Here is an 18,002-nt window from a genome sequence, read left to right as displayed (position 1 = left end):
CTATATAGTCACAGCTCCTGCCAATCCGGAAATTGACCCGGAGACTTAGGCTGCAGGCCATATTGTTTAACTCCATACTTTCCAAAGCTCGCGAGTGGTAGCGGGACTTTGGCATGTGGATTGTGGTAGATCCGCAAAGTGGGCAAGGCATCGTGGGAACTTAGCACTGCAATAGCACTGAGCGAAGTATTGTTACTTGGAGTGGTCTTTCTTCCGCTGCCAAAACCTTTGTCTTTGAGATACACAGGCTGGCTCGGGTTCTGGGGTACGCCAAGGTGGTGGGTCTCAAACCCATGCATAGCAACACGAATGTTGTACGAGCTTGTGTGCTCTGCGGCAAAGCCTGTGTCAAGCAGGACTAGTAGTCCAGAGAACCGCCCTTTTGTCGCGGCCTTTAGTTGTGGGACCGCTTTGCTGATCTTGCTCCGCACCCGATCGCCCGGAGTGGAGCTGACCACAACGAACTGGCCTAAGCGAATTAGGCGTTGAGCTTCCAGCTCCTCTCGGTTGGGAGAAATTTCTTTGATCTCGACGACAACTTTACGGCGCGACAGGTAGATCGCGTAGTCCGGTGTGCGAGCGTCTGCAGTAGGTAGCCGGCAACACCGGATACGGTGCTGGCCGCAGAACTGCTCAAACAGTTGCTCGGATTGCGTGAGTGTCATCCTGCGCCCTAACGCCTATTGGACCGCCCGATCGCGGCCTGAAGCGATGCTCGCCGCTCGCAGCCGTTGCGTCAATCGCTGGCAACTGATTGATGTATCGAGAAACTCTGCCGGTCGCCGAAGAGTTGGATACGTGCGTTACACCGCGTTCCTGCGGCTGTAATAGTTACACCCGCTTGGGAGCGGGTGTAACTAGGAAACGTCTGATTGTCGAACCGATAGACGCGGCTCAGTCCTACTTGCGATCGTGTTCGAGGTGATACTGCGTAGCTTCCGCCACTTCATTCTTCGAACCGAGGAATACCGGTACACGCTGATGCAGTCCGGTCGGCTGGATTTCGAGGATGCGTTCGCGGCCGGTGGTCGCGGCGCCGCCGGCTTGTTCGACCAGGAAACCCATCGGGTTGGCTTCGTACATCAGGCGCAGTTTGCCGGGCTTGGATGGGTCCTTCTTGTCCCAGGGGTAGATGAAGATGCCGCCGCGGGTGAGGATGCGGTGCACGTCGGCGACCATGCTGGCGATCCAGCGCATGTTGAAGTCCTTGCCGCGGGGGCCTTCGGTGCCGGCCAGCAGGTCGGCGACGTAGCCTTGCATCGGGGCTTCCCAGTGGCGCTGGTTGGACATGTTGATCGCGAATTCCTTGGTGTCCTCGGGCACGCGCATGTCAGCCTGGGTGAGCAGGAAGCTGCCTTCCTCGCGCTCCAGCGTGAAGGCGTGGGTGCCGTGGCCGAGGGTCAGGATCAGCATCGTGCTGGGGCCGTAGATGCAGTAGCCGGCGGCGACCTGCTTTGTGCCCGGCTGCAGGAAGTGTTCATCGCCGGGCTTGTCGGTGCCGGGCGGGGCGCGCAGTACCGAGAAGATGGTGCCTACCGAGACGTTGACGTCGATGTTGGAGCTGCCGTCGAGAGGGTCGAACAGCAGCAGGAAGTCGCCGCGCGGGTACTGGTCGGGCACCGGCTGGCTGTGTTCCATCTCTTCCGAGGCGCTGGCGGCGAGGTGGCCGCCCCAGGCGTTGGCTTCGATCAGGATGTCGTTGCTGAGTACGTCGAGCTTCTTCTGTGCTTCGCCCTGCACGTTGCCGGTGCCGGCATCGCCGAGCACATCGCCGAGGGCGCCCTTGCTCACGGCGATGGAAATGCGCTTGCAGGCGCGGGCGACGATGCTGATGAGCTGGCGCAGTTCTGGGTCGATGCGGCCGGCGTGTTGTTCTTCGATCAGGAAGCGGGTCAGCGAGGTTCGCGACATGAGGAGCGGTGGCCTTGCGTAGGAAGTGGACCGCTATTGTCGCGGCTGTAACGCAATATTTCGATCACACACTTCCCGGTCCGGCGCTTCGATGCCTGCGAACCCAGGCATATGCGAGCCCGGTCAAGCACCGCATGGGCGCAGTGCCGCCGTTTGCTGTGATTCACGGCGCGGGTGGGCGGCCGAAGCGTTGCCAGGCGCCCATTCATTTTTTCAGTGGCGAGCACATTTGCCGCTGAAGTGGGGCTGGCTGGAATCAGGTGACAGTTTTGCTACGGGACAATCCGGCGGATCGGATGCGGCGGACACCGGGCTGAAAGCCTTGCCCGGGTACCGAATGCGTTCAGGACGCGGGGCGTGGAATGACGACCCGCCTCCGATGGGCGAGGGCCTTTCAGGAAACGCCCTGCCGACCTCCTTTCCTTCTGCCGGTCCCGCATGCATCGAGTATCCAACCCTGCTTCCAGCACCTGGCATCGGCGAAGTACCGCCCATGCGGTCGGGCCGTGATGGATAGGATGCACAGGCCACCCGCTGCGGAGCAGGCGCCCAGCCTCGGCGAGCGTATCGCCTTTGCGCGGGTGCCGTTGTGGCTGCTGGTGCTGGTGATGCTGGGTGGACTGGTGGTGGCGATATGGGGGGCGTCGCTGGCCCGTCAGCCGCATCCGAAGAAACGCAGCGCGCGGATCGCGGTCGCATTGGCGCAGATTCCCGACACGCTCAAGCAGATGAAGAAGAACCGCTCTGCGCTGGTGCAGTTCAGGTCGATGTACGACGGTAACTACGAGCGCCTGCCCGATGGGCTGTGGCGCAATCCCGCCGCCGCGTTCACCGATCCCGGCTACGTGCTGTTGACCGCGTTCGATGATGCGCACAACCGCGCCGAGGTGCACCTGCTGCGCTTGAGCGACGGCAAGCTGCTGCATCGCTATGCCCCGGACATCGAGGACATCAATGCCCGCTCACGTTTCAAGTCCGCGCTGATCGACCTCAAGCGCGACAAGGACAAGTCGCGCAACCTGATGATGCACCCGCTGCTGATGCCCGATGGCGGGCTGGTGATCCATGACACCACGCCGCTGACCAGGATCGATGCCTGCGGCAAGGTGCGGTGGACCATCGATGGCATCTTCCATCATTCGCTTGAGCCGGGGCCGGACGGCGATTTGTGGGCGGCGTATCGTTATCCGCGCTCGCCGATGCCGGAGGTGAGCGACAAGTTCAACGACGAGGCGGTGGCGCAGGTTTCGACCGATGGCCGGCTGCTGCAGCTGATCCGGATCGCCGACATCCTGGACCGCAATGGACTCGGCTATCTGTGGCGCAACCGCCCCTACACCGACGATCCGTTCCACCTCAACGATGTGCAGCCGGTGTTCGTGTCCGGGCCGCACTGGCAGCGCGGCGATCTGCTGCTGAGCCTGCGCAACCTGTCGATGCTGATGCTCTACCGGCCCTCCACCGGCAAGGTGCTGTGGTGGAAGATCGCGCCGTGGTCGGCGCAGCACGATGTGGAGATCCTCGACGACCACCGCATCTCGGTGTTCGACAACCACTGGCGCTTCGCCGCGCCGGAGGGCGAGGTCGATGGTGGTAATCGCCTGCTGGTCTATGACTTCGACAGTGGCCAGGTCAACGAGCCGCTTGCAGGCGCGTTCGCACGTGAGCACATCCTCACCCGTGCGCAGGGCCGGGCCACGCCGTTGCCCGGTGGCGATTTCATGATCGAAGAAACCGAACCCGGCCGTCTGATGCGCCTGGCGGCCGACGGAACGCTGCGTTGGCGCTACATCTCGGCCGACAGCCGAATGGAGCGGTTCCAGCTGCGCTGGAGCCGTTACCTGGACCCACGACAGAACCAGAAGGCCATCGAGGCCGCGGAGAATGCGAAATGCGATTGACCGGCCATCACGTTGCGATGTTCCTGGGCGTACTCGCCCTTTCCGGTGCACCGGCGGCCGCGCAGGCCTACCTGGGACCGGGCCTGGGCCTGGGCGCGATCGGCGCGGCGCTGGGCACGGTCGGAGCGATCCTGCTGGGTGTGATTTCGGTGATCTGGTATCCGTTCAAGCGGATGCTGCGCCGCCTGCGTGCCAGGAAGCCGGTCGCGCCGAAGCCGCTGGCTGACGCGAACGACGAGCCAGCGCCGGAACGCGAGTCGGACTGAGACATGCTCGGCGGCTCGCTGTTGTTGCTGGCCATCGTGGCGGCGCTGGAGATCGCGCGTCGCTCGACCCTGCTGCCGTGTTTCGCCCGGTTGGGCGAGTACGGCCAGCGCGCATTGCGGCTGTTGTCGCGCAAACGGGTCTCGGACTGGAGCAAGGAACGCGCGAGCGGAATCCTGGCGCGCCGGCTGGGCGCGCAATCGCTGCACGCCGGCGCGCTGATCGCGCTGGTGGCTGCGCCGCTGGTGCTGGTGCTCGCGCTGGATCCGTTGCTGGGATTGGGCACGCGCGCGGCATTCGTCGATCCGCGTGGACGGGGGGTGATCTTGTTGATGGTGCTGGCGTATGGCGCGCTGCGACGCAGGGTTGTCCGACGTGTCCGCCTATAGTCGCGCCGATCGGCTGCTGCACCGGGTGGCGCTCGGTTTCCGGCCGCTGCTGGAGGTGTCTTTCGATATCGAACGGGCGCTGCACGGCAAGGCGGCCGCCGAACTGCCGGCGCCGGCACCGGTATTCGTGACCGGCCTGGCGCGTGCCGGTACCACCATCCTGATGCGGGTCCTGCACGGGACCGGCCGCTTCGCGGCGTTGTCCTACCGCGACCTGCCATTCCCGCTGGCCCCCAATGCCTGGTCGCGCAGCAGCGCCGGCAGCCGGCGCGCGTTGCCGGCACGCGAACGCGGCCACGGCGATGGGCTGACCCACGATCTGGACAGTCCCGAGGCGATCGAGGAGGTGTTCTGGCTGGGCAAGGAAGGCCCGCGCTATCGCCTGGCGCGTGGCCTGGCGCCGGTCCCGCCACAGCCGGAGAGCGTCGAGGATTTCTGCGACTACGTGCGGCTGGTGCTGTTGCGTTACGGCAAGCCGCGCTACCTGTCCAAGAACAACAACAACCTGCTGCGGTTGCCGGCGCTGGTGCAGGCCTTCCCGGATGCCCGGCTGCTGCACCCGTTCCGCGACCCATTGCAGCAGGCGGCCTCGCTGCGCGACCAGCACCGGCGTGCCTGTGCGCTGGCGGCGCAGGACCGCTTTCGCGCACGTTTCATGCATTGGCTGGGGCATCACGAGTTCGGCGCCGGGCAGCGCCCGTTCCTGCTGCCGGGAGCGCCGTCGGCCGAGGCCGATCGCGATGGCCTGGATTACTGGCTGCAACTGTGGACCAGCGTCTACAGCCATCTGCTCGAACAGCCCGAGGCAGTGGCGCGGCGTCAGCTGTTCGTCGAATACGAGCGCCTGCCGGTGGACAGCCGGCGTCAGGCCGAGCAGTTGGGACGCTATCTGCAATTGGATGTGCCGATCGGCTTCGAACGGTTCCAGCTGGCGCCGACACGCGTGCCAGGAGTGGTGGACCCGCGACTGTACGAGCAGGCTTGCGAGGTGCATGCGCGGTTGCGCCGGCGTGCGCTGGCGACATACGAGGTGCTGGAGACGGCAGCGGCTTCCGCAGCCTGAAAACGAAACAGGCCGGGAGGCGTGAGCGCTCCCGGCCTGCCGTTGGACCGCGTTGCGATCAGCCGCGGCTGACCGTCGCCACGGCTTTCGCCACGTACTCCAGGTTGTTCTGGTTCAACGCAGCCACGCAGATGCGACCGCTGCCGACGGCGTAGATCGCGAACTCCTCGCGCAGGCGGTCCACCTGCGGCTTGGTCAGGCCCGAGTACGAGAACATGCCTGCCTGCTGCTGGATGAAGCTGAACTCCGGCGCGCCCTGTTCGGCCAGCTTGGCGACCAGGCCGGCACGCAACGCGTGGATGCGCTCACGCATTTCGGTCAGTTCCTGCTCCCAGGTCTGGCGCAGCTCGGTGCTGGTCAGGACGCCGGCGACCAGCTGCGCGCCGTGCGTGGACGGGCTGGAGTAGATCGTGCGGATGATGCGCTTGATCTGCGACAGCACGGCCTTGGCGTCAGTGGCGTTCGGGGCGACCACCGACAGGGCGCCGACGCGCTCGCCATACAGCGAGAACGACTTGGAGTAGGAGCTGGCGACCACGTAGCTGTCGATGCCGGCCTCGGCCAGCAGACGCACCGCGTAGGCGTCCTCGGCGATGCCCTTGTCGAAGCCCTGGTAGGCGATGTCGACGAACGGGAACAGCTGGCGCTCCTTGAGCACCTCGGCCACCTGCTTCCACTGCGCCTGGGTCAGGTCGGCACCGGTCGGGTTGTGGCAGCAGGCGTGCAGCAGCACCACGGTGCCCGGGGCCAGCTTGTGCAGGTCGGCGACCATGCCTTCGAAGTTCAGGCCGTGCGTGGTCGGGTCGAAATAGGTGTACTCCACCACCTCGAAGCCGGCGGCCGAGAACACCGCGCGGTGGTTCTCCCAGCTCGGGTTGGAGATGGCGATGGTGGAGGTCGACAGCAGCTTCTTCAACAGGTCGGCACCGACGCGCAGCGCGCCCGAGCCGCCCACGGTCTGCGCGGTGGCGACGCGGCCGGCGTCCAGCAGCGCCGAATCGGCGCCGAACAGCAGCTGCTGGGTAGCTTTGTCATAGGCCGCCAGGCCGTCGATCGGCAGGTAGCCGCGCGGTTTGGCTTCCGCTGCGAGCTGCTGTTCGATCTGGTAGACGGAACGCAGCAGCGGGATGCGGCCGTTTTCGTCGTAATAGATGCCTACGCCCAGGTTGACCTTGTTGGTGCGGCTGTCGGCGTTGTAGGCCTCGGTCAGGCCCAGGATCGGGTCACCTGGGACCTGTTCCACGTTTGCAAAGAAGGACACGGCGGTACTCGTTGGGAAGCGGAGGTGGGGTGTTGCCGGAGGCTCGCGGTGGCCTGGCGCCGCCGCGGAGCAGCCCATCGTAGCAGGCGCTCCCTCCATGCGTGACAAGGCGTTTCATCAGAAACGGTGCGGTTGTGACGCCGGTTGGGGGACAATCCGGCGATGCGATGCTCTTTCCCCACGTTGCTGGGCGGCCTGCTGGCCGCCGGCCTCGCCCCGAGTGTCCGCGCGCAGGCGCAGGACGATCGGACCCCTTCCCTCCCCGCCGTGCAGGTCGAAGCGGCGCGCGTGCAGGATGTCGACGATTTCGATCTGCCGGCCTCGCTGACCAGCGTCGCCGTCGGTCGCGACCTGAACAGCCGCGGTGCGCAGGTTTCCGAGGTGCTCGCCGGCATTCCCGGCGTGGTCGCGCGCGATCGCCAGAACTATGCGCAGGACACCCAGCTGTCGATCCGCGGTTTCGGTGCGCGTTCGACCTTCGGCGTGCGTGGCGTGCGCCTGTACATGGACGGCGTGCCGGCGACGATGCCGGACGGCCAGGGCCAGCTGTCGCAGTTCAACCTGCTCGGTGCCGATCGTGTCGAGGTGCTGCGCGGGCCGTTCTCGGCGCTGTACGGCAATTCCTCCGGCGGCGTGGTGCAGCTGTGGAGTGCCGACGGGCAGGCCGGTGATCCGTGGCGGGTGCGCACGACCTATGGCTCGTATGGCACCTCCAGCACCGGCGCGCAGTTGCTCGGGCAGCAGGGCCCGGTGCACTACAACGTGGCCGCCAATCATTTCGAGACCGAGGGCTGGCGCGATCACAGCCGGGCCAGGCGCGATTCGCTCAACGCCAAGTTCGGCATCGATCTGGCCGAGCGCAGCCGGCTCGATCTGGTGTTCAACTATCTCAATGCGCCCAACGCGCAGGATCCGCTCGGCCTGACCTGGGCGCAGGTGAAGGCCGATCCACAGCAGGCGACTTCGGTGGCCTATCAGTACGACACCCGCAAATCGGTGCGGCAGTCGCAGGCCGGCGCGGTGTTCACCCAGCAATTCGATACGCAGACGCTGCGGTTGATGGCCTATGCCGGGCAGCGCGCGGTCGAGCAGTACCAGGCCATTCCGAAGGCGACGCAGGCCAATCCGCTGCATGCCGGCGGTGTGATCGATCTGGATGGCAACTTCGGCGGCGCCGATGCGCGCTGGGCCTGGCATGCGGATCTGCTTGGGCGGCCGCTGGAAGTGACGGCCGGCGCGAATGTCGATCGCCAGCGTCAGCAGCGCACCGGCTACGAGAACTCCATCGGCAACACGCTCGGGGTGAAGGGCGCGCTGCGCCGCGACCAGTACGACACGGTCGAGAACGTCGATCAGTTCGCGCAGGCCTGGTGGCAATGGAGCGATCGCTGGTCGGCGCTGCTTGGCGCGCGCCACAGCGAGGTGCGTTTCCGCTCGGTGGATTACTACATCACCGCGACCAATCCGGATGACAGCGGCAGTCGCGATTATTCGGCGACCACGCCGGTGGCGGGCGTGGTGTTCAAGGCCAGCGAGGATCTGCGCGTGTACGCCTCGGCGGGGCGCGGTTTCGAGACCCCGACCTTCAACGAGCTGGGCTATCGCAACGATGGCGGTGCCGGGCTGGCGCTGAACCTGTCGGCGGCGAAGAGCCGCAATTACGAAGTCGGCACGAAATGGCGGAGCCAGGCCGGCGCGCGGCTGGATCTGGCGCTGTTCCGCACCGATACCGACGACGAACTGGCGGTGGCCAGCAACACCAACGGACGCAGCACCTATCGCAACATCGGCCGCACCCGTCGCCAGGGCGTGGAGCTGGACTTCCAGCAGCCGATCGGTCGCACTCAGCAACTGCAACTGGCCTACACCTTCCTCGATGCGACCGTGCGCGATGGCTATCTGGTCTGCGCCAGCACCGGTTGCGCCACGCCGAACGCGCTGGTCGCGGCCGGGTCGCGGCTGCCGGGCGTGCCGCGTCAGCAGCTGTTCGCGCGCTGGCAGTGGCAGCCGGCGGCGTGGCAGTTCGCGGTGGAAGGCGTGGCGTCGGGGAACACCGTGGTCAACGATCTGGCCACGGCATCCGCGCCAGGATACGGACTGGTCAACCTGGAAGCGGCGCGACGCTGGAGTACTGCGCACGGCACGCTGCGTGCCTTCGCCCGCATCGACAACGTGCTGGACCGTGATTACATCGGCTCGGTGATCGTCAACGACGGCAACGGCCGTTACTACGAACCCGGCCCGTCGCGTGGCTATACCGTTGGCTTGCAATGGGAGTTCGGCGGCTGAGTCGCTGACCGGACCTGCCGGAACATGGGCGGGCGCCCTCGATCGCCCGCACGATCTCCCGAAGGTGCGGCACCGGTGGGATGTAACGGTTGGTGCTGCATGTCGTCGTTTGACAGCACCGACAAACCGGGGCGAAGCAGGCTGGCAAGAATCATGCGTGCCTGGTCCGGGAGACTGGGCTTCGCTCCGTTGCTGATGCTCAGTGGACAGGCCATGGCGCCTGACCTGCTGGCCGGCGACGGCGGGTTCCTCCTCGCCATCCAGGTTCGATGAAGGCTTCCAGACTGCTGCTGGGTTTGTTGCTGATCGCTCCGTTGAGCGGTTGCTATTCCATGTACATGGGATCGCTGCGCGTGCGGGAGCAGATGGGGGAGATGCAGGAAAGGCGTCGACAGAACAAGCCGCCATCATCGGACGCCGTCGCGTACGCGCCGAAACCGGTGCCTGCCACCGCGCCGGGAACGGACGTGAGCAATGGCCAAGAAGTCGGTCGATTGCTGCGGGTGGAGTTCGAGGATGCCGCACCGGTGCAGACCTACGGCCTGGCCGATGTGAGCAAGCGCGACGGCGTGCTCGACAACCCGCTTACCGGGTGGCTGCGACGAGGCGGTGGTGGCATGTCCGCCACGGTGATCCGGCAGATGTACGACGGCCGCCTGCTGGTACGTGGGCAGAAGGTGCTACCCGGCGACAACGCCGGCTACGTGCAGCTCGATGGCATCGTCGATCCGCACGACATCAACGGCGACGGCGCGGTGCTCTCCAACCATGTCGCCGAGGCGCGGCTCAGCTATTACGGCGGCAGTGGTGTGCGCCCGCCCGAGGTCGCCGAACTGGCGCGGTTTTTCCGGGGTGGGGGTAACGGCGGGTCCTAATGCGATCGTGCAGTGAGCCGGGCCATGTAGCGCCGAGTTTGCTCGGCGGGGCGTTTACCGGTGAGGCTTCAGCCGAGCAAGCTCGGCTCTACGGGGTCATTCGATTGGATGGAACCGTGCAATCGCGGCTCATGGCCGGCTTGCGGGATCCCTGCCGTCCACCGGAACCGGCAGGTGGTCGCCGGTGCCGACCGGCGCCAGGCCGGGCAGGCACGAGGGCCGCTCGTCGTCGCCGGAGAGCGTGGCATCGGGACGCCTCCCGGCGCCGCGGTCTTCGGTTTCCTGGCTGTCGTGCTTGCCGCGTTGTTCGCCGGGGATCCGGGGGCGTTCGCGGAGCGGGTCGCGTGACATGGGCGTTCTCGATGCGGCAACGGGAGTGCAGTCCACCGCCAACGCGGTGAACGCCGCGGCAATTTCCTGCGGCTCCTGTCACGTCCTGCTAACGGCGGCGGCGTTACAGCTGGGCGCCCCTCCAGCCGATGCCCGGGGCCGCGCCATGCGCATCTTCGAACGTCGTCCCGACCGTCGCCTCTTTGCCCAGCTCGAACCGTCACCGCGCGGTGCGCCGGCCGGCGGCTTGCCGCAGCCCGAGCCGGGCGGTGTGGCCCAGGACTATCGCTACTACAGCCTGGCCGACTACCAGCGCCGCCGCCGGCGTGGCGGGCCCAGCTGGCGCGACCTGTATCCGGCCTACGCCTTCGCCCTGCTCACCCACGCCGCCGACTGGCCGCGCGCGCCGGATGAGGGTGTGGAGGACGAACTGGCCGCGCAGTGGGAGCGCATGCGCGGCTCCTCGCGGCTGAGCTGGCGGCGTGCCCGCCCGGTGGTCGAGGACGCCTGGCTGGCGCTGGATCACATCCCGGTCGCGGCGGTGCATGAGGCTGCGCACTGACGGTTCGGCTTGCTCGGAGCCATCGTAGGAGCGGCTTCAGCCGCGATGAGGCTTTACCGGTAACGCCTCATCGCGGCTAAAGCCGCTCCTACATACAAATCGCGGCGGACTATGGCGACACGACCGATTCGCGAGTCACTGTTGCAAGCAATTCACTGGTGATCCCGGCGATGGATTTGGCGCCGGTCAGCGTCATCGCCACGCGCATTTCCTTTTCGATCAACCCCAGCAGGTTCTCCACCCCGCCCTGCCCGGCGGCGGCCAGAGCGTAGACGAAGGCGCGGCCGAGCAGCACGGCGTCGGCACCCAGCGCGATCATCCGCACTACATCCAGGCCGGTACGGATGCCCGAATCGGCCAGGATCTTCAGCTCGCCCTTCACCGCATCGGCGATCGCCGGCAACGCGCGCGCGGTGGACAGCACGCCGTCGAGCTGGCGTCCGCCGTGGTTGGAGACGACGATACCGTCGGCACCGAAGCGCACCGCATCCTTCGCATCGTCCGGATCGAGGATGCCCTTGATCACCATCGGGCCCTTCCAGAACGCGCGGATCCATTCCAGATCCTTCCACGAGATCGATGGATCGAAATTGCTGCCGAGCCAGCCGATGTAATCGGCCAGCCCGGTGGGATGACCGCGATACTTCGAGATGTTGCCCAGATCGTGCGGACGCCCATGCAGGCCCACATCCCACGCCCAGTGCGGGTGCGTCACCGCCTGCAGCATCCGCCGCAGCGACGCGTTGGGGCCGCTCATGCCCGAGTGCGCATCGCGGTAGCGCGCGCCCGGCGTGGGCATGTCCACGGTGAACACCAGCGTGGTGACGCCCGCGGCCTGTGCGCGCTCCAGCGCGTTCTGCATGAAGCCGCGATCCTTGAGCACGTACAGCTGGAACCACATCGGCCGCTTGATCGCCGGCGCGACTTCCTCGATCGGGCACACCGACACGGTCGACATCGTGAACGGAATGCCCTTGTTCGCCGCCGCCCTGGCCGCCTGCACCTCGCCACGCCGCGCATACATCCCGGTCAACCCGACCGGCGCCAGCGCCACCGGCATCGCCAGCGTCTCCCCGAACAGCTCGGTCTGCAGCGAAAGATCGGACATGTTGCGCAGCACGCGCTGGCGCAGTGCGATGTCGGCCAGATCCGAGACATTGCGGCGCAATGTGTGCTCGGCGTAGGCCCCACCGTCGATGTAGTGGAACAGGAACGGCGGCAACCGGCGCTCGGCAGCGGCACGATAGTCGGTGGAGGCAGAGATGATCATGGACGGATGGTCGAAGGAGGAAAGCGCGAGGCCGCGCACGACACGCCCGGTTCTGCTTGAGCGCGCATAAGGCGAATGAGTGTCGTGGATTGCCTGCAAGCTTGCCAGAGGGGCCAGTTGAAACACGGCCGCGGTGGCCCGGACGCGCCGGTGAGTTTGCCGTTGCTGTTGCCGTTGCTCGTGATCTTGCTGTTGCTGTTGCTGTTGCTGTTGCCTTGGACTTTGACTTACCCGGGGCCCCCATCCGCAGCGACGGAGCCAGCGGGAATAACCCGAAGGGCGACGTGCATGGATGCACGTCGTTTTCTGCCGCGGCATGGATGCCGCGTCAGAAAATCCCGCTGGCGCAGTGCACCCGTAGCGCAGCGGAGGGCGCGAGGACTGGGGCGTGTTTCTTTGGGTTACGTTTCTTTGCACGAGCAAAGAAAGGTAACTCGCTCCGAAGGAGCGAAAGCCTTTGCTGTTGAAGTTGCTGTTGCCTTTGCCGTCACTGCAACGTCAAGCTCAAGAAGCAACGTCCATGGATCCCCGCTTGATCAGCCATTACCAGCCATTCGGCTGTTGTGAAGCGTTTCGGCTGCTGAAAAGCGCTTCGCGGGGATGACGATAGAGAGATGGCAGAGGACGGTAGAGAGATGGCGCACAAGACACTGGGTCCCCGCCTGCGCGGGGACGACGGTAGAGAGAGCCTGCGAAAGCAGCGAAGCCTCAACCCCACCCATCAAAACAACCCATAACGCGCCATCAACGCAGCAGCAACGAACAACAACGGCAACAACCCCAACTCCACCCCCACACAACGCCGCACCGGCACCACCTCCTCCGGCTCAGGCGCAAAACCCGGACTGAGCCGCTGCAGCCGCCGCCAGCGCAACACCGCCACGGTCGGATAGATCGACACCAGACCGATCGCTGCGAACACCCCCAACTTGGTCCAGAACCACGGATTGTGCAGATAGAAACCGCTGCCCTTGAGGCCGTACATCACGCGCAGCGCGCCGATCGCCAACACCGCCAGGGCGGACAGACCATACGCAGCATCGATGCGCCCGAGCCGGGTCAACAGCTCGCCACGCGGCGGCACCCGCAACAGCGTCCACTGCGCCACCAGACAGCCGATCAGCAGCAGAAAGGCGAGATGGTGCAGGCAGGCCAGCAGCGGATCGAACCGGACCATCACCACACCCCCGGCAGCAGTCGCCAGCGTTTTGCGACATAGGCGTCATAGCGCGGCCCGAAAGCCTCGCGCAGCGCCGCTTCCTCGACGCGGATGCGGCGCAGGAAGGCCCAGATCACCGCCGGCACGATCAACAGCACCGACAAAGCGTTGCCCAGCCCCAGCGCCAGCCCGCAGAACGCCAGCAGCGCGCCGGTGTAGGACGGATGACACAGCCGGCGATACGGGCCGCGCTCCACCAGTTCCTGATCGTGCTGGATGGTGACGTCGACGGTGAACCAGCGATCCAGCACGCGGATCGCCCACAGCCGGAATCCCAGCCCGCCGGCGATCAGTGCGCAACCGACCCAGCGCAGCGGCTCAAGCAGGTCCGCGGGGAAGCGCCCCAGGCCGACGAACGCAGCAGCCACACCCAGCGCAATCGCGCCGTACAGCACGCGCCACAGCAACTTCAGCGTGCCCTGATCACGCGCACCCCCGTCGGCGGCGCGACGGCGATGGCTGATCAGCATTTCGTAGCTGGCCCAGGCGAGGCAGAGCAGCATGAATGGGGTGTCGGATGAGAGCGTGGACATAAGGGCTCCGTAGATCAGGCGATGGTGAAATGGCCGTGGAAACCGAGCGGTGCCGCATACGGTAACCAAGCGGTTGCTAGCGGGCCGTCGTCGAGATGCTGGGCATCGAGCACGGCAATGCCGCTGCGCTGGCGCGGCACGTCCAGCAGGGTGCCGACCAACCAACCGTCGTCGGGACGGTGGCTGCCCGGTCGGGGTACGAAGACATGCTCCTCGACCATGACGTCGTCGCCGTAGCGATGTATCTGCCGGCGCCCCCGCTCCAGATCGTAGGCAGCCACCGCGTTGAAGTACGGCGCGTCGTGGTGACCTTCGAGACAAGGCGCGTACAGGCGTGCGCCACGATCACCCGGCGTGCGTGAATCGAACAGCGGGAACTCGATGCCGGCCACGTCGTGCTCGCGCCAACGTGCCGCGCCGTTGCGCAAATCCAGGTGCAGCGTGCGTACACTTGCCTGTGAGTTGTGGGCATCGCCGCTGCCATGCATCGCCGCGCGCATCGGAGAGCGTGCCTCGTCGATGTCGGGGTGTTGCACGGCGCGGACCACGATCTCGCCACCGCGCTCGTAAGCATCGGCAAAGTGGTAGACCGCAGCGAAGTCGGCTTCGAACCAGCGCGGCGCGTCCAGGGCATCTTTGGGGACCACCGCAATCCGGCATGGTGCATCCGGAGTGAAGCGCAGGCGTTCGAAGAACGCACCACTGCCGGCGTAACGAAATGGCAGTAGCACGAATACCAGATGACGGTCGGTCATCGCAAAGCTATGCAAATAGCCTTGCACCGGCGTATCCAGCACCTGTGCCTGGCACAAGGTGGCGTCCGCGCCAAGTTGCCAGATCATCAGACCGGTGCCGCCCATCAGGCCGATCGAGCCGAAGTTCCACACGCTGCCGTCGCGATCCACCAGCGGGTGCGCCGAGAACGGTACTGCTGTCAGATCCGGACGCCAGCTCACTGCACCGAGCGTGTCGAGCTGATCGGGATCCAGTTCGAACGCAGAGCCGGCCTCGGATAGTGCGAACAAGCGTCCGTTGAGCATCATCACCGAGGTGTTGGCGACGTTGGCATCGTCGTTGTTGCGGATTGGCTGCATGTCCGGCACCCGCGTGCCGGCGGCCGGATACAGGAAACGTCCGGCCTTCTGCTCGCGTGCGAACTTCGGTGTGGCGACCATGCGCGCGCGGTGGGTCAGCGTGCCATCGCCGTTGAAACCCCAGCGGTGCACCATGCCATCGCCGTCGAACCAATGGTCGTAGCGAAAGCCGGCACGCTCGGTCAGCGCAGGGCCATTGCGATACAACGTGCCGGCGAAACCGGCTGGCAGGCGGCCTTGTAGCGGCACCGTTGCCGGTCCCAGGGTCGCGCTGACCACACTGCGCCAGCCGATCAACCACGGATGCTCGCGCAGGCCGGCCGCGAAGGTGGCGGCATCACCGGCATGCGCGGGTGCACTGCGCAACAACGTACTGCCGATGGCCAATCCGGCACTGCCGGCCAATAGAGAGTGCAGGAAACGACGACGATCCATGGTGATCTCCTGCTCAGCGCAGCGCGATCGTGATGGTGGTGCCATCGTCTGGAAGTGCGAAGCGCGCCTCATCGAACGTCGGCTTGCGCATCACATTGGGATTGTTGCTGAAGCCGTAGCTCTCCAGCGGCATGCCGAGCATGTTGGTGTCGAGCTTGCCGTTGTCGTTTTCGTCGTGCATCACCCGCACTGCATAGTCTCCAGCGGGCAGGTCGCGGAACACGACATGAGCGCTGTCGCCGGACGGTACCGTGCTGGCGACACGCGCAGGCGCGGCCTTGTTGTCCCAGGCCGGCGCGGAGTCGATCAGCGCGACGTGAATTTGACCGGTTTGCACGCGGACATCACGCAGGTCGATAGTGAGGTCGGCGGCTTGCGCAGAAGGCAGCGCGGCGAAGGCAAGCAGGGCGAGCAGCGACAGGTGGGTGGTCATGGCGGTGTCCTTACGGTGGTTGGGTGACGCCAGTCTTGCGTTCCTCCACGCGTGGATCAGCTGCCGCCGGTCATCGATCCGACCTGCCAGAAGTCACTTTCTTGCGCTTTCCCATTGCCGTGCGGCCAACATCCGGTCAGCATCGCCGCATGTCCCGTGTCCTGCGCGAACTACTTGAACCGATGAACGTGGCTGGCCTGTTTACGGTCGGCGCGGTGGCGTTGTCGTTTGCTATCGAAGCACCTCCGCACAGCTTGGTTCACTGGTGGTGGCTGGGTGTATTCACGCTGCTGTTTATCGTCCACGACATGTTGCCGCCGTGTTGGGGACTGCGGCATCTTGCTCTGGTAGTGCAGGGCGCGGCGGCGCTGGTGCTGATCTGGCTGGAACCGCATATCGGTACCGCGCCGGTGTTGTTGGTGGTGGTGGTCGCGCAGGTGGCGATGTGCTGGCCACGCTGGGCCGTGCTGTTGTTCGCGCTGGTGCTCAACGCGGGTATGTATGCCGTACTTGCTGATGCCGACTTCAATCGCGCGTGGTTGATCGTGGTGATCTACGCCAGCTTCGAGGCGTTCGCCGCGCTCACCGCCTACTATGCCGCCAGCGCCAACCGCGCTCGCGACACGCTTGCGCGCGTCAACGCCGACTTGCTCGCCACCCGCGCGCTGCTGGCCGACAGCGCGCGTGATGCCGAGCGCCTGCGGCTGGCGCGTGAGCTGCACGATGTGGCCGGGCACAAGCTCACCGCGATGCGGATCAACCTGCGCCTGCTCGCCGCCGATCCGCAACTGGCGGGCCGTACCGAGATCGTCGCGGCCGAAGGCCTGTCGGCCGAGCTGCTGGCCGACATCCGCCGCGTCGTGCAATCGCTGCGCGACGACCGCGGACTCGATCTGGAAACCGCATTGCGCGCGCTGGCCGCACCATTCCCGCGTCCGCGCCTGCAACTGGAGATCGCGCCGCAGGTGCACGTCAACGATCCCGCCATCGCCGAGGCGGTGCTGAGGCTGGTGCAGGAGGCGTTGACCAACGCCGCGCGGCATGCGGATGCCGCGCAGGTGCGGGTCCGCATCGGCATCGGGGATGGCCAGTTGCGCATCGACATCGAGGACGATGGTCGTGCCGTTGCCACGATCCGCGAGGGCAACGGTATCGCTGGCATGCGCGAGCGCATGGCCGCGCTGCATGGACGGCTCGAACTCGGTCGTACCGCACAAGGTGGTTTGTGTCTTTCCGCGAGGCTTCCTGCATGAACTCCGCACCGACCATCGCGCTTGCCGATGACCAGGTGCTGATCCGTGCCGGCTTGCGCGCGTTGCTGCAGACCCTGGGTGTCCAGGTTGCCTTCGAGGCCGATGACGGCGAGGCGTTGTTGGCGGGATTGCAGACCACGCCGGTGGACGTGGTGCTCAGTGACATCCGCATGCCCGGCATGGACGGCATCGCTGCGTTGCAGGCGTTGCGCGCGCGCGGCGACCATACCCCGGTGCTGCTGCTGACCACGTTCGACGACAGTGATCTGCTGCTGCGTGCGATCGAGGCGGGTGCACAGGGGTTTCTGCTCAAGGATGCCGCGCCCGAGGATCTGCATGAGGCGATCGTGCGCGTGGCGGCCGGCGAAACGCTGTTGCAGCCGGTCAGTACCGATCCGGTGCGATCGCGCTATCAGTACCGCGATCAGGATGCGCCGCGTGACACCTTCAGCGATAAGGAGGTGGCGATCCTGCGGTTGTTGGCGGGGGGTTATTCGAACAAGGAGATCGCGCGGACGTTGTTTCTGGCCGAGGGGACGGTGAAGAACTATGTTTCTACGATTCTGGAGAAGTTGGGGACGCGGGATCGTACGCGGGCGGTGTTGAAGGCGATTACGTTGCGGGTGATTTGATGGTTGTTGTTTGTTTGGGGTCGCTTGCTGTTGTGTTGGCTAGGGGGTTTCGTAGTCGAAGAGTTGATTTGGTGGGATCTGGGGCGACTTGCGCGATCTCTCCACCGTCGTCCCCGCGTAGGCGGGGATCCAGCGACTTCCTCGCGATCTCTCTACCGTCATCCCCGCGGAAGCGGGGATCCATGGACGTTCGTACAGGTGGCAATGACCTTGTAGCAACTGTCTTGTTTACCCAAGCGCAGGTGTGCCGGCCCAGGCATCACGAGCGCGGGCATTGAGGATCACCAG

The 18,002-nt window shown here is 65.7% G+C and carries 18 protein-coding genes; 9 read left to right on the top strand and 9 right to left on the bottom strand.

Annotation, left to right across the window (positions count from 1 at the left end):
• Positions 1–8: 8 nt before the first annotated feature.
• Both AC3WJE_RS17310 and AC3WJE_RS17305 read right to left on the bottom strand, forming a co-directional pair.
• Positions 9–665, bottom strand: a complete 657-nt coding sequence (locus AC3WJE_RS17310) for a hypothetical protein (RefSeq protein WP_493732063.1) — start codon at positions 663–665, stop codon at positions 9–11.
• 235 nt (positions 666–900) lie between these two features.
• Positions 901–1,911 (bottom strand): class 1 fructose-bisphosphatase, encoded by a 1,011-nt coding sequence (locus AC3WJE_RS17305; RefSeq protein ID WP_493732062.1) that lies wholly within the window; start codon positions 1,909–1,911, stop codon positions 901–903.
• Positions 1,912–2,429: 518 nt separating this feature from the next.
• On the opposite strand from AC3WJE_RS17305, the gene AC3WJE_RS17300 reads away from it, so the two are divergent.
• Genes AC3WJE_RS17300 through AC3WJE_RS17285 form a run of 4 tightly spaced genes read left to right on the top strand, consistent with a single transcriptional unit; the run spans position 2,430 to position 5,528 of the window.
• On the top strand, positions 2,430–3,812 hold the full coding sequence (locus tag AC3WJE_RS17300) for an arylsulfotransferase family protein (protein WP_493732061.1): 1,383 nt from the start codon (positions 2,430–2,432) through the stop codon (positions 3,810–3,812).
• Positions 3,803–4,078 carry a hypothetical protein gene (locus tag AC3WJE_RS17295; protein ID WP_493732060.1) on the top strand — a complete coding sequence of 92 codons (276 nt, stop codon included), beginning with the start codon at positions 3,803–3,805 and terminating at the stop codon, positions 4,076–4,078. Before AC3WJE_RS17300 ends, AC3WJE_RS17295 begins: the two co-directional genes overlap by 10 nt.
• A 3-nt stretch (positions 4,079–4,081) precedes the next feature.
• Positions 4,082–4,465 (top strand): hypothetical protein, encoded by a 384-nt coding sequence (locus AC3WJE_RS17290; protein ID WP_493732059.1) that lies wholly within the window; start codon positions 4,082–4,084, stop codon positions 4,463–4,465.
• Positions 4,452–5,528, top strand: a complete 1,077-nt coding sequence (locus tag AC3WJE_RS17285) for a sulfotransferase (protein ID WP_493732058.1) — start codon at positions 4,452–4,454, stop codon at positions 5,526–5,528. The genes AC3WJE_RS17290 and AC3WJE_RS17285 overlap by 14 nt, the downstream gene beginning before the upstream one ends.
• A 58-nt stretch (positions 5,529–5,586) precedes the next feature.
• On the opposite strand, the gene AC3WJE_RS17280 is transcribed toward AC3WJE_RS17285, so the two are convergent.
• Positions 5,587–6,789 carry an amino acid aminotransferase gene (locus AC3WJE_RS17280; RefSeq protein ID WP_493732057.1) on the bottom strand — a complete coding sequence of 401 codons (1,203 nt, stop codon included), beginning with the start codon at positions 6,787–6,789 and terminating at the stop codon, positions 5,587–5,589.
• Positions 6,790–6,951: 162 nt separating this feature from the next.
• Here AC3WJE_RS17280 and AC3WJE_RS17275 point away from each other — a divergent pair, with 162 nt between their 5' ends.
• Positions 6,952–9,078, top strand: a complete 2,127-nt coding sequence (locus tag AC3WJE_RS17275) for a TonB-dependent receptor family protein (protein WP_493732056.1) — start codon at positions 6,952–6,954, stop codon at positions 9,076–9,078.
• Between the two features lie 467 nt (positions 9,079–9,545).
• Positions 9,546–9,953: a flagellar basal body L-ring protein FlgH gene (locus tag AC3WJE_RS17270; protein ID WP_493732055.1), complete on the top strand. Its 408-nt coding sequence runs from the start codon at positions 9,546–9,548 to the stop codon at positions 9,951–9,953.
• A gap of 129 nt (positions 9,954–10,082) precedes the next feature.
• On the opposite strand, the gene AC3WJE_RS17265 is transcribed toward AC3WJE_RS17270, so the two are convergent.
• Entirely contained in the window at positions 10,083–10,304 is a 222-nt protein-coding gene (locus tag AC3WJE_RS17265) for a hypothetical protein (RefSeq protein WP_493732054.1), read from the bottom strand.
• A 145-nt stretch (positions 10,305–10,449) separates the two neighbouring features.
• Between AC3WJE_RS17265 and AC3WJE_RS17260 the strand changes: the two genes are divergently transcribed.
• A complete protein-coding gene (locus tag AC3WJE_RS17260) occupies positions 10,450–10,845 on the top strand; it encodes a hypothetical protein (protein WP_493732053.1) in 396 nt (131 codons plus the stop codon).
• Between the two features lie 109 nt (positions 10,846–10,954).
• Here AC3WJE_RS17260 and lldD read toward each other — a convergent pair whose 3' ends face one another.
• From lldD to AC3WJE_RS17235, 5 genes are all read right to left on the bottom strand, one after another.
• Positions 10,955–12,115: an FMN-dependent L-lactate dehydrogenase LldD gene (lldD, locus tag AC3WJE_RS17255; RefSeq protein WP_493732052.1), complete on the bottom strand. Its 1,161-nt coding sequence runs from the start codon at positions 12,113–12,115 to the stop codon at positions 10,955–10,957.
• Positions 12,116–12,836: 721 nt separating this feature from the next.
• The gene (locus AC3WJE_RS17250) at positions 12,837–13,292 is read right to left on the bottom strand and encodes a DUF2214 family protein (protein ID WP_493732051.1); all 456 of its coding nucleotides are present in this window, start codon (positions 13,290–13,292) and stop codon (positions 12,837–12,839) included.
• The gene (locus AC3WJE_RS17245) at positions 13,292–13,867 is read right to left on the bottom strand and encodes a methyltransferase family protein (RefSeq protein WP_493732050.1); all 576 of its coding nucleotides are present in this window, start codon (positions 13,865–13,867) and stop codon (positions 13,292–13,294) included. Before AC3WJE_RS17245 ends, AC3WJE_RS17250 begins: the two co-directional genes overlap by 1 nt.
• Before the next feature lie 14 nt (positions 13,868–13,881).
• On the bottom strand, positions 13,882–15,396 hold the full coding sequence (locus tag AC3WJE_RS17240) for a carotenoid oxygenase family protein (RefSeq protein WP_493732049.1): 1,515 nt from the start codon (positions 15,394–15,396) through the stop codon (positions 13,882–13,884).
• A 13-nt stretch (positions 15,397–15,409) separates the two neighbouring features.
• On the bottom strand, positions 15,410–15,829 hold the full coding sequence (locus AC3WJE_RS17235; protein ID WP_493732048.1) for a DUF2141 domain-containing protein: 420 nt from the start codon (positions 15,827–15,829) through the stop codon (positions 15,410–15,412).
• Between the two features lie 149 nt (positions 15,830–15,978).
• On the opposite strand from AC3WJE_RS17235, the gene AC3WJE_RS17230 reads away from it, so the two are divergent.
• Together AC3WJE_RS17230 and AC3WJE_RS17225 are read left to right on the top strand one after the other, a co-directional pair.
• Positions 15,979–17,082, top strand: a complete 1,104-nt coding sequence (locus tag AC3WJE_RS17230) for a sensor histidine kinase (protein ID WP_493732047.1) — start codon at positions 15,979–15,981, stop codon at positions 17,080–17,082.
• The gene (locus AC3WJE_RS17225; protein WP_493732046.1) at positions 17,079–17,714 is read left to right on the top strand and encodes a response regulator transcription factor; all 636 of its coding nucleotides are present in this window, start codon (positions 17,079–17,081) and stop codon (positions 17,712–17,714) included. Before AC3WJE_RS17230 ends, AC3WJE_RS17225 begins: the two co-directional genes overlap by 4 nt.
• Positions 17,715–18,002: the final 288 nt, after the last annotated feature.

The organism is Pseudomonas sp. GW821-FHT07E12 (assembly GCF_058986605.1).
The sequence above is the reverse complement of the archived record's forward strand: the minus strand, read 5'-3'. Positions and strand labels throughout refer to the sequence as shown.